This is a genomic window from Sporosarcina siberiensis, from assembly GCF_042681925.1.
GTDB lineage: Bacteria > Bacillota > Bacilli > Bacillales_A > Planococcaceae > Sporosarcina > Sporosarcina siberiensis.
Genome location: NZ_JBHUGI010000032.1, coordinates 450,386 through 462,082 on the forward strand (window position 1 = coordinate 450,386; position 11,697 = coordinate 462,082).

The 11,697-nt window shown below is 38.1% G+C and carries 13 protein-coding genes; 5 read left to right on the plus strand and 8 right to left on the minus strand.

Annotated features, from left to right (window positions below):
• Positions 1-42 precede the first annotated feature (42 nt).
• The gene (locus ACFSFY_RS13115) at positions 43-1,263 is read left to right on the plus strand and encodes a nucleotidyltransferase (protein ID WP_381538710.1); all 1,221 of its coding nucleotides are present in this window, start codon (positions 43-45) and stop codon (positions 1,261-1,263) included.
• Here the strand turns inward: ACFSFY_RS13115 and ACFSFY_RS13120 are convergent, their stop codons facing one another.
• Positions 1,264-2,310, minus strand: coding sequence for a SepM family pheromone-processing serine protease (locus ACFSFY_RS13120; RefSeq protein ID WP_381538712.1), 1,047 nt, complete (start codon positions 2,308-2,310; stop codon positions 1,264-1,266).
• 166 nt (positions 2,311-2,476) lie between these two features.
• Between ACFSFY_RS13120 and ACFSFY_RS13125 the strand changes: the two genes are divergently transcribed.
• Positions 2,477-3,364 carry a hypothetical protein gene (locus tag ACFSFY_RS13125; RefSeq protein ID WP_381538715.1) on the plus strand — a complete coding sequence of 296 codons (888 nt, stop codon included), beginning with the start codon at positions 2,477-2,479 and terminating at the stop codon, positions 3,362-3,364.
• Positions 3,365-3,409: 45 nt separating this feature from the next.
• On the opposite strand, the gene coaD is transcribed toward ACFSFY_RS13125, so the two are convergent.
• From coaD to ACFSFY_RS13145, 4 genes are read right to left on the minus strand one after another with little or no spacing between them, the layout of a single operon-like run.
• Positions 3,410-3,892, minus strand: a complete 483-nt coding sequence (gene coaD / locus ACFSFY_RS13130) for a pantetheine-phosphate adenylyltransferase (protein ID WP_381538717.1) — start codon at positions 3,890-3,892, stop codon at positions 3,410-3,412.
• Between the two features lie 10 nt (positions 3,893-3,902).
• A complete protein-coding gene (gene rsmD / locus ACFSFY_RS13135) occupies positions 3,903-4,451 on the minus strand; it encodes a 16S rRNA (guanine(966)-N(2))-methyltransferase RsmD (protein WP_381538719.1) in 549 nt (182 codons plus the stop codon).
• A complete protein-coding gene (locus tag ACFSFY_RS13140; protein WP_381538721.1) occupies positions 4,448-5,890 on the minus strand; it encodes a hypothetical protein in 1,443 nt (480 codons plus the stop codon). The genes rsmD and ACFSFY_RS13140 overlap by 4 nt, the downstream gene beginning before the upstream one ends.
• Before the next feature lie 40 nt (positions 5,891-5,930).
• Positions 5,931-6,203, minus strand: a complete 273-nt coding sequence (locus tag ACFSFY_RS13145; RefSeq protein WP_381538723.1) for a YlbG family protein — start codon at positions 6,201-6,203, stop codon at positions 5,931-5,933.
• A 134-nt stretch (positions 6,204-6,337) separates the two neighbouring features.
• On the opposite strand from ACFSFY_RS13145, the gene ACFSFY_RS13150 reads away from it, so the two are divergent.
• Complete coding sequence (locus ACFSFY_RS13150) at positions 6,338-7,249, plus strand: glycerophosphodiester phosphodiesterase family protein (protein WP_381538724.1); 912 nt, start codon at positions 6,338-6,340, stop codon at positions 7,247-7,249.
• A gap of 193 nt (positions 7,250-7,442) precedes the next feature.
• Here ACFSFY_RS13150 and ACFSFY_RS13155 read toward each other — a convergent pair whose 3' ends face one another.
• Complete coding sequence (locus ACFSFY_RS13155) at positions 7,443-7,820, minus strand: YhfM domain-containing protein (protein WP_381538726.1); 378 nt, start codon at positions 7,818-7,820, stop codon at positions 7,443-7,445.
• A gap of 1,125 nt (positions 7,821-8,945) precedes the next feature.
• Between ACFSFY_RS13155 and ACFSFY_RS13160 the strand changes: the two genes are divergently transcribed.
• Together ACFSFY_RS13160 and ACFSFY_RS13165 are read left to right on the plus strand one after the other, a co-directional pair.
• Positions 8,946-9,293, plus strand: a complete 348-nt coding sequence (locus tag ACFSFY_RS13160) for a hypothetical protein (protein WP_381538728.1) — start codon at positions 8,946-8,948, stop codon at positions 9,291-9,293.
• A gap of 29 nt (positions 9,294-9,322) precedes the next feature.
• A complete protein-coding gene (locus tag ACFSFY_RS13165; protein WP_381538730.1) occupies positions 9,323-9,766 on the plus strand; it encodes a DUF4279 domain-containing protein in 444 nt (147 codons plus the stop codon).
• A gap of 213 nt (positions 9,767-9,979) precedes the next feature.
• Here ACFSFY_RS13165 and ACFSFY_RS13170 read toward each other — a convergent pair whose 3' ends face one another.
• Positions 9,980-10,576 (minus strand): protein kinase, encoded by a 597-nt coding sequence (locus tag ACFSFY_RS13170; protein ID WP_381538732.1) that lies wholly within the window; start codon positions 10,574-10,576, stop codon positions 9,980-9,982.
• Between the two features lie 650 nt (positions 10,577-11,226).
• On the minus strand, positions 11,227-11,670 hold the full coding sequence (locus tag ACFSFY_RS13175; protein ID WP_381538734.1) for a YlbF/YmcA family competence regulator: 444 nt from the start codon (positions 11,668-11,670) through the stop codon (positions 11,227-11,229).
• Positions 11,671-11,697: the final 27 nt, after the last annotated feature.

An 11,697-nucleotide genomic window follows, 5' to 3' on the forward strand; every position in this document is an offset into this window, starting at 1 on the left:
CATCGTTATAATAAATACTAGTATACCAAAGGAGGTCTCTCTTTGAAAGCTATAGGGATAGTCGTTGAATATAATCCGTTCCATAATGGGCATGTTTATCACATAGAACAAGCCCGAAAATCGACTTCAGCAGATGTTGTAATTGCGGTCATGAGTGGTAATTTTCTTCAAAGAGGCGAGCCGGCATTTGTTGATAAATGGGCTCGGACAACGATGGCATTGCAAGGTGGCGCAGATTTAGTACTCGAATTGCCTTACGTATATGCAACAGCTCATGCTCCTGTTTTTGCAAAAGGCGCAATCGAATTACTGGACGCTATCGGTTGTGATGCATTTTGCTTTGGAAGTGAAGATGGAGACATTAAGCCTTTTGAGCAAAGTATTTCAGTCCTTCAAAACGCCGGCGACAAATATGAACAAATAGTGAAAGAAGCAGTTCAGAGCGGATTAAGTTATCCAAAAGCGCTGAATGAGGCATATCTTTATGCTGTTCAGTTGTCCGGACAAAGTTTACCAGTTGCAGATTTAACAAAACCGAACAATATTTTAGGATTTCATTATATGCAAGCAGCTCGGGAAATAAATTCTACAATGGCTGCTGCAACAATTCCCCGCATCATTGCTGGGTACCATGATGATGCGGATGATGAACAGACAATTGCAAGTGCAACCGGAATCCGTAAATCCTTTTTCGATTTCGATACGTTAGATTCTGTCCGAAACTTCTTTCCACAAGGAACATTTAACACCTTAACTGCTTGGCGTGACGACAAAGGATCTTTCGGTAACTGGGACTCCTTTTATCCGCTCTTACGCTTCACAATACTCCGTGAGGGACCTAAACGGTTAGCAGAGATCGCTGACATCGCCGAAGGTATTGAAAACTTAATGTTTCGGGCTGCGAAAAACAACAATACATTCGAAGGGTTCATGAGTGAAGTCAAATCCAAACGATATACATGGACACGAATTCAGAGAATGCTGACACATATATACACTGGTTTTACATATGAACACCGAAACGAAATTGGTTCAGCATCGTATTTACGACTTTTGGGTATGACGGAAAAAGGTCAATTATATTTGAATAAAAACAAAAAAAAGCTGAAGCTTCCTCTCATAAGCAAAGCAGCCGCCTTTTCAGATCCATCTTTACAAATGGATATTCACTCAGCCGATATGTATGCTCTGGGAATCGCACACAATACAAATCCTCCTATTGTTGGAGGAGATTTTAAAAGGACACCCATTATACTACCGTAATCACTTTGGTTCTAATTTCTCTAAATAGTCAAGAGCATCCTCAATCGATTTAACGGGTACGATTTTCATTTTCGTACCTATTTTTTTCGCCATTTCTACCGCTTCAGCATAATTCGTTTTCAAACCCGGATTGCGGTCCAATACTTCTGTCGGTATTTCGTCTTCAGGAGCGAAAAAGATTTCTACACCATCACGTGATGCTGCGATTACTTTAAAGTCTGCACCACCAATTCTTCCAACTGTTCCGTCCTCCAGCATTTCGCCTGTACCTGCAATCTTGTATCCCTTTGTTAAATCTTCATCCATTAATTGATTCATTATTTCAAGAGTGAATAATAAGCCTGCTGAAGGTCCACCGATATTAGACGTTTGGAACTCCACTAAAGGATCCGTCGTTAGCGTTTTGTCTTCTTGGAATTGAACTCCAAGACCAATACGTCCTTCGCTTTTTGGTATTTCTTTAATCGTAACGGACACATCCAGGAATTTCTCATCTCTTTCGATAGACATTTGAACTTTGTCTCCGAGTTTTTTATTACCTATTATCTTATAAAAATCACCGGACTCTTCAAGTTTTTTGCCGTCAATCGAGTAAATTTTGTCCCCAACTTCTAATACTTCGTACGCTGCTCCACCTTCCAAGACACTTACGATGAAAACACCATCGAATTGTATATCCACTGGTAAATCAGCCTGTTTAAAAGCAACCGTTATTGCGTTGAATTGGGAATCAGACATTAATTTTTTCTGTCGTACATTATAGTCTTTGTCGCTTTCATTTGGTCGTCTTACATTTACAGCCGGAAGAATTTTTCTCTTGTCGGAAATTTTTGCAAACGCATACGTTAACGGCGTTGCCTTTGATAAGGATATCGTCATCAAACTGAACGTACCTACGTCATTCAAATCTCCATCTTCTACCTCCACAAGCGGCGCTAAATCATAAGCCCCACCAGGTTTTGAAATATAAGAATCAATCGGAAATAAAAATAGGGCAGCAACAATCATTAATACAATAAGTAATTTACCAAGTCTTTTATTTCTCATTTTGGTGCCACCTCCGTTAATAGCCTGTACTCTCTTCACATATATATTAGTGTAGCACCAGAAAAACTTCAGATAAAGAATTAACTACCCACTCAACACTTGGTTCAGAAAACGAAAGGAGCGAAATGCATGAGCACTCGAGCACATGTAGGTCCGATTTGATTATATGCTAAATATTGCAGTTATATGGGGTCTCATCATACTTTTTATTATCCAACCAGGCACTGCTCATGACGGTGCGGTTGCTGGTGGACAACTTTTCATACATGCACTTCTTCCTTATTTGTTGCCTTATATCATATTGACCCAATGGCTATTGAAAATGCCCAGTACATCTACGAACAGTCCGGTATGGCGGAGATTTGTTAAAGCATTCGTGCTTGGATCATTTGGAGGATTCCCTGTTGGCGCAGTAACAGTTGTCGAAATGAAAAAAAACGACCAATTGACACAGAAACAAAGTGAATTCCTACTCGCTGCTTGTCACGCCCCTGGGCCTATGTTCGTGATTGGATTCGTTGGTGCCGAACTTCTTGGCGATGTAACCATTGGATGGAAATTACTCATTTCAATACACATTGCAAATATACTCTTTTTCTTCTTAACACTATTCCTTCTAAAAAACTCCGATGAAAATGAAACTATAGAAGTACCTGAAGCCAAAAAACCAAAAGGAATCCCGCTTCTTGAAGCAATCAAAGACAGCACAACAATCATCACGTTAATTGCTACAACTGTTATTTTCTTTTCTGCACTTGGTACAGTTTTAGCAAAAGTACTTGCAACCGCGACCCACTTGGACATGGGAATCGCCACAACTGCACTTCTCGCCTTTTTTGAAATGACAATTGGCGTACAATCTGCAACAGATCACTTCAGCACACTCGAAATTTTTCCGATTTTAATCGCTTTAATACTATCGATGAATGGCCTAAGCATTCATATGCAAGTTGCTGTAATTGCAAAATCAGCCAATTTATCGATGCTTCCATATGTTGTCGGTAGAATTTGGAGTATCGTTCTTGTTCCAATTATCTTCTATTTACTTTTATAAAAAAGGCCATTCAATATCTATCATTGAATCGCCTTTTCTCTTATTTTATTGATTGTATTTCTTTTTCAAAGCGAGTTCAACGGATTTTGGTACAAGTACTGATATTTCCCCACCATATTTCGCGACTTCTTTAACGATACTCGAACTGAGAAAGGAGTATTGATTGTTGGTCATAATGAAAAAAGTTTCAATGCTTTCATCCAGTACGCGGTTCATAGATGTAATTTGCATTTCATACTCAAAATCGGATACCGCACGAAGTCCTCGGACAATTGCTGAAGCACCGATGCTTTTCGCATAATCAATTAGAAGTCCTGAAGAAGACTCAACCCTTACATTCGGAATACCAGCAGTCACTTCTTCAATTAATGCAACTCGTTCTTCAACTGAAAAAAGAGAGTTTTTCGATGAATTGTTCATTACAGCAACTCGGACATCAGTAAATACTTTTGCTGCACGCTTAATAATATCAAGATGCCCATTTGTGATTGGATCAAAACTTCCAGGTACAACGACAATTTTAGACAATTACGTAACCTCATTTCTTATATATGGATACTGCACTGTTTCCGTAATTTGAACAATTTACTTTTAAAAACAAATCAAAAGACTCCGGTAACTCTAGCTTTTTATCATGTTCACAAACAATAACTGCATGATTGGAAAGAAGACCCGCTTCTGCAAGTGTTCCCGCAAGTTCATAAAATTCTTTTTCCGCATAAGGTGGATCAATAAATAAGTAATCAATACTTTCAACCCTATTTTTCAAAAGACTGACGGCTTTACGGGCATCTGATCGTTCAATATGTACTTGGTCCGTAAACTTTGTTTTTTCAGCATTCATTTTGATAATTGCACATGCTTTCGAATTCTTTTCAAAAACAATTGCTTTATCAGCACCGCGGGACAATGCTTCTAGTGAAAGTGCCCCGCTGCCGCCAAACAACTCTACAACAATACCTCCGTCAAAATAAGGACCTATTCGATTAAAGATTGACTCCTTTACTTTATCCGTAGTCGGCCGTGTTTCATTTCCAGCTAAAGACTTTAGTGGAATACCTTTTCTTGAACCCGCTACAATCCTCATTTGACCGCTCCCTCATTTGGAAATTGTGTTTTCGGAACTAAGTTAATAGTCTCGGATTTCTTTTCAATATCAAAAAGAAATAAACGAATAAACCAACTTTCTTCAAAATACAATTGATCATCAATCAAGTCAAATGGAACTGAAACGAGATCGAACTTTCGCTCATTGTATACATAAAATGGTTCTTTTAAAGGAAAACGAAACTTTCTAGCCTCATTTTCAATATAAATGGACCGGTCGTTCTTTCTAATATCATAGCCTGATTGACTTAGAACTTCTTCAATAGGATAGAGTGTTTTTCCATCTTTTATAATGACTTTTATATCAGGATGACTTTCTCCAGAAACAAGAACTTCTCGAGCATCTTCAAATAAAAATGGATATACATGTTTTTCATCATTATTATTTTCAGAAAAATACGATGTTCCAAAGCCTGTTACTTGAACAATCAAATCATCTAAAATTTCAGCATCAACGGGTTCACCTGTTTTGGTCCTTAGCTTTTGCACGAATAACTCCAGTTCATTCGGAGTTATTACAGTTGTTAATTCATCATAAAGGGATTGTGATTTTTCAGAACCTATGCCCGTCCCAATAAGTACTGATGCCACAGACTCCGCTATTATATATTGACTATTCGGTATCTCAAATCGAGAAAACATACTATCAATCATAAATCGATCTGCGATTCTAGCTGCGTCCACTGTATCCGTGACAACAAATCGTTTTGACCGAAGAGCCGATTTCTCTTTATCAATAACAACGATTGAATGCTCAGCATCGACGCTTTTAAGAGCGGCATCCGCTTCTTCGAGTGCTTTTAAATTTGCAACCGCACCATAGACAGTCAAACGTTCACCCGCATACTCAAGTGGAAGCATATCTTTTTGCCAGTATAAATCGGAAATTTTCCCACTTCCACGGAACAATGCGTAATCAATGAGTTCTAAACTTTTTTGACCCTTTTGTTCTAAACCATTTACCCAAAAACCGCCGATTCCTGTTTCATCTGTCAAGTGCAGGATCGTTGAACGCACCCCAACACCATGAAGTTCGACAAACGGCATTTTGAATAGATAAGAATCGCCCATAGGCTCATTCTTTGGAATTACATACGAAATGGATTGTTGGTCCACTTCTCCTTCAATTAAAGCAGTCATTTTTTCTTCCAAGCGGGAGCATTCTGTTTCGGCAATTCCATAACAGGAACGTTCGGTACTTACCTCCGGCCAAACAATCTCGTAACGACCATTTGTTAAACCTCTAAAATGATGCCGTATATGCAATGCATCTGGACGGTTTGTAACTTCGATTTCTTGAGAATAGGTTCGTGCATTTATATCCTCACCAGAAGCCCTGCCCGCTTGACTAAAATGCATATAGAGCAGTAAACCATTAATGACGAGAAGAAGAACCACTGTCCTTGCGATAAATTTCACTTACCACACCTCATAAGGTTGTATTGTTGTTCTCAATTTATTAAAGTCCAGTCTTATAATCGTATTCTTTCGCTTTATCTGGTTTTGCATTTTCATAAAATGTTTTAACTAAAGGTTTATAAGAAGGCACTACCTTTTTCACCGATGGAAGTCGCTCCACTTTATTAATGACAGCATCTATATCTTCTTTATCGCAATAAAGGACCACATATTTCATTTTTCTAGAAATATAATGAACATGACCATACTTCCTGAAAGACTTTGCTTGTCTTAGATGATGGAGATAAATGATAATTCCTTGACGATCGACCATAAATTTCCCCTCGTTTCCTAACCCATACAATACCATAAGTCTGAAAAGGCCTGCAACATAATCCTTAGCTGACACATCTCGTCTTTTACACTATAATGAAGTCAGTACATCTTAATTGAAGAGGAGGTTCCATAATGGGTAGAAAGACAAAAGTAGCCCTTACGCTTGGTGCTGCTGGAATCGCAGCATGGGCAACATCCAAAGCAGTTGCAAAACCTATTCCCCGCAAAGCGAAAAAAGCTCTAGAATTTGATCAAACAGTTATACTTGCACATCGAGGAGGCCTTCTCGAAGCACCCGAAAACACGAGAGCCGCCTTTTCTAAATCAGCCGCACTCGGCGTAAACGGATTTGCGGTAGACGTTCGACTGACGAAAGATGAGGAAATTCTTGTTTTCCATGACGAACATGCAGATCGTACAACTGACCTAGTTGGAAAAATATCGGAATTCACATTGGATGAGTTAAAAGAAGCCAATGCCGGATATAACTTTGAAGATGAAAATGGCGACCATTCTTATCGCGATAAAGAAGAAAAGGTCCTATCACTAAAGGAACTTTTAGAAGAATTCCCACATATGTTCATCAGTATTAACTTGAAAGATTCTCCCGAAACATATGAAGGAAGTTTAATGCCTTCTAAGCTATGGAGACTGATTGAAGATCTTGGAGCCCAGGACCGTGTTTTAGTAACAAGCACGTTCGACGAACAAACAGATCGATTCAACCTTTATGCACAAAGCCGCGTTGCGACAGGTGCTGGCGAGGATGAAGTCAAGAAAGCATACACAGCTTTCACAAGTCAATTTGGTCATCTCTACAGTCCACGTGAAGATTTATTTATGATTCCAGAAAAGCTTGGAATTTTCCCACTGAACACAGAGGGTTTTATAAAGTTTCTTGCGCAATTGAATGTTCCTGTCTATTTCAATAATGTGAATGAACGAGATTCTATCGTACGTCTCATAAATGCCGGAGCCGCTGGTTTCATAACAGACCGCCCCACATTCGCAATGGAAATCGTTCAAGAAAACGCTGGTCAATAATAAATTTATACAACATATAAAACTTGAGAATACTGTAATCCGCTGATTTCCGTTAGTACTGCACCCCGAACATTAGAGTTAAAATCTAACTCTTGGGGTGTTTTTTCTATTGAATAATTGAAGTTTAGAATTCAATATCGTTTAACTGTTTACGTTGAATACGGTCGAAAGCTATACTACATATAAGCATCCTTTAACGGAATATGTTCTTTACATTTTCAACTGACTGATTTGTTAAAGTGTATATAGTGTTAGTATCTTCGACATCCATTATTGTTCCATGGTCTTGACTTAACCAAAGGAAAAATGATTTTTCACCCAATTCCACTTTATACTGCGGGTCTGCCATATCCACTACAACTAGTTGCTTTTTAGCACTGCTAAAAGCTTTTTTAAATTGCTTAATTGCTTTCTTATCTGTGAAGGTGACTAAGGAATCTTCTTTAACCTCGGAAAAGTTTTCCATCTCATAAATATTTACTTCCTTAACCTCTTTAATTCCCTTGCTACAACCACTTAGTGATGCTATTAAGGCAAAAAGAAAAATTGATATAATTAAATATTTCTTCATGGATTCACTCCCTTATTAAAGTTAGTCGTAATCTCTAACAAAAAAGTTTCATACGCATTTCACAAGCTGACCCGTTTGAAACACGATCCCTATGCGACAACTTCACCCTTATGTTGTACAAAGCCTTTAGAATTACAAGACTTAGTATAGGCTTGCAAACGTTGATTTCCGTTCCAGCCTTACGCTTTCCGGAGGGCGTGGCTTGAGCCGCTTCCTTCGCTTCGCTACGTCCAGGGTCTCAAGACGCACGCTAATCCTCCCGGAGTCGAAGGCTTGCACTCCAATCAACTTAAAGTGTAGTACTTCACAATAGCCCCCGATTGATGAAAGAAAATATCTTAAGATAACTGCCGTCATCAGTAAATACAACTAGTTCAAACAACTTTGAATTTAACAAAACACGGTACGAACAAAGAGCCAATACTTAGTATGGCGAGTCCTACACCTAGCGTAGCAAAAAGATTATTGAAAGGTGAAAAGAAAATGACAAAGAGAAGCATTGGCAAAGCAGTAAGTGGTGCAAAAATCAACCTACCTTCAAAAGTCAATCTATGTTCTACACCACAATTATCATATTAAACTGACTTGTTTATCCAAACCAAAAACGCTTTGTAAACTTTACTCCAGCTGAAAGGCATTTCACAATTATGACATTTTCGAAATACCAACACTCCTTTTTCGACATAATAAAATGGCCCCATTAAGGCACAGTCAAACTTCAGCAACTGCCAACGTTTACGAAATAATACATTCTCAATATTTATTACCGATTATGGCGTGTATTCCAGCATAATCTCAATAAATTTAAACCTTCAAATATAAAGAAGGAATGTTGGAGGGTTTTGTCAAATAATATATACTATGAATAGAGAGAGGAGGGGGAATTTTCAAAAAATGAAATAAAACTCAAAAGCTTCTTTGATTGATTTGAGCTTTTAGACAATAATAGAAAAGGTGGGTTTATTTTGAAGATTTTTAAAATAATGAAAAAAATATTTATTTATCCTTGTAGCGTCATTATTTATTAGCGGGAATGTTACTTATGCGGATGAAATTGGTAGCTCAGATTCAAAAGAACAAATTCTGATTAAAATTATAGAACTTGATAAAGAAATGACAGACGAAATGAATCAAATAGTATCAGAAGAACCTGAAATATCCACGTACAATGTTAAACTAATTGAAAAATTACCACCTTCTGGGGGTATACCTTCTGGTATTTTTGTATCTACCTCTAGAGCAAACAGTAATGCTGTGACACTGGGTTATGGAAATGCTCATAAATTTAAAACAACAATGGTTAAAAACCAAAAAGATACCACAATAGCGCATTATAATATGTATGAAGTGAAATCATCAAAAAAGCCGTTTCAAAAAGGTGATATTCTACTTCATCATACCTCAACTAAAACATTTTATGTAACGCATCACAATATATTTGCAGCAGACGGCTACCGTCCTATCCCCTTATAAAATTGACCAAGATGAAGGAGTAATTAGTTATGAACAAAAAAACAACAGTCGAAGTATATTTGGATTTCAGAAAGTTCGAACCGGATTGGGACTTTTCTTTGACAGCTATAACAGACAAATTAGAAATATCTCCAACTGAAACTGTGAAAGTCGATGAGTGGGCTACATCCAAAAGACGATCCACTATTACACAATGGCAATATAGTACAGGAGTTATTGAAACAACTGATTTTGAAAAGGAATTACAAAAAGTAGTTAGCATATTTAAAAATAAAGTTGACATTATTAACGAATTGAAAGATGAACTAGGTCTGAAAACTTCATTTTGTGCAGTTACTAATGTGTACGATGGACGCTCTCCGGGATATTCTTTTCCAATAGAGGTTATGAAATTTGCGGTGAGTATCGACACACTAATCGAAATCGATGAATACGTTTATGGATTTTCTGAAGATGATTTGGATGATGAATAAAAATAAAGGGTACCCATTTACTTAGTGGGTACTTTTCTAATTCTTACATACTTTTAAACCTATGGATATTAGCTTAAATGAGACCCCAACAACACTTCTTAATATTTAATTAATCCCTTTTAATCTGGCCCGTTTCAGGTACAGTCCATCTTCCACAACTGCCCCCATTAACGGAAGATAGTTTGCCAATCTTCCGAATAATAGCAACGTGCTTTATTCTTTCCCACAATCATAGCAACGTTTGTCTATATCATTATCACCATATATCCGTAACTCTTTCTTTTCTCCACAAGTGTTACATGACTCAAAATATATTTGTGGAAGCAACCCTTCTTCAGCTAATGGAACCCACTCTTTTTCGTACAATTCTTTTGTCATACCATAATCAGTTAAAACAAGTTTCCCGTTATTATTCAAACCAAAATTACTGCTGTCTTTTAAATCAAAGCAATCGAAGTTTTTATCCAACTCATTCATAACCGTTTCAAAACGATCAGGGATGAGGTGACTGTGAATTTCAGGATTGATATCATAGGATTGGTTATCTATGAGTTCTAAAGGGAGATAGTAATCTTGTATGGAAATGAAGTCATCCACGTAATAAGTTTTGGCAAGTATTGAAGCGAGCCCTTTTTTCTCCATTGCGCTGAAAACTTGGAGTTCATTTTGTGATTGCTTATAACCATTTGAGTGTAAGTGTACTTTTATTACATAATTCGATACCTTATATACTTTTCGTGTAGAGCCAATACCAACAAAGTTTTCATCTTTACAATACGAGTTCCAGTTATCAATTATTTCTTCAAGCAATTATTTCCTCTCCCTCAAAATGGCCCGTTAACTGAAGATGCTTTTTCACATAGTACACTCCGTTGCTTGGAGTGCAGGCGCCGACTCCCGGAGGATCAGCGTGAGCCTTGAGACCCCGCAGTGTCGCGCCCTTTGCGACCGAGGAGGCTCAAGCCACGCCCTCGGGAAAGCGTGCGCCGGAACGGAAAGCAACTGTTCGCATACTACTTTCTGGCCCGATTCTGGAATTAGCTCTGAACATACTACTTTCCGTTGCTTGGAGTGCAGGCGTCGACTCCGGGAGGATTAGCGTGAGCCCTCCGGAAAGCGTGCGCCGGAACGCAAAGCAACAGTTTTTCTACATTCATTTTTTCAGCCTATTTGTTTAAGTATCAAATTCCATTCCTAGTCTCTATTATACCAGAGGTAACAAACGAAATATCCTAAACACTTAAAGCATTACAAGGCACTTATAGTGCTAACCCGGCTGATAGCCTTACACCACCTATTGTAAAGTCACCAAATAACCTGTTTATAGCTACACGAAAAAGGGTATTTTTAGTCTAAACCCCGTTATAAAAATAGACTAACCCCTCTTTTTTAAAAAAACAACCCCACCAAATGAAAATGGTGAGATTGTTTTTTATTTTGGATCTAAATGGCGTTGTACCTTATGCAGAACAAGAACAACCGCCACCAGTTCCACATCCAGTACCACAAGATGAATCCGAGAAAAACGCACTGCCTGCAGGAACCTTAACCGACTCAGACACAGACAACGCAACGATTGAACCGACTTCATCAAACAAATGCTGCACATCATTTTCAGCAATCCGAAGCGCCGCAACATGTTCATTCATATCCAGTTCTCGTTTCTGTACTCGAATACTCTTCATTACTATATTATAATCCGGATGATATCTACCGAATCGTTGTACTTCTTCATAACGTTCCTTCATTTCAGTAAACTCGTGAATTTTTTTCGCAAGCTCAGAATCTGAATAAACATTCGTATGTGCATTTCGATAACTGATTACGACATCCGAGGATAGAAGGATTTCAGTCAGGTCCTCCGCATGTTCAAGGATGGTAACCCATTCATCGGTCATCAACAAAACGCAACCCCTCCGTTCCCCTCTATC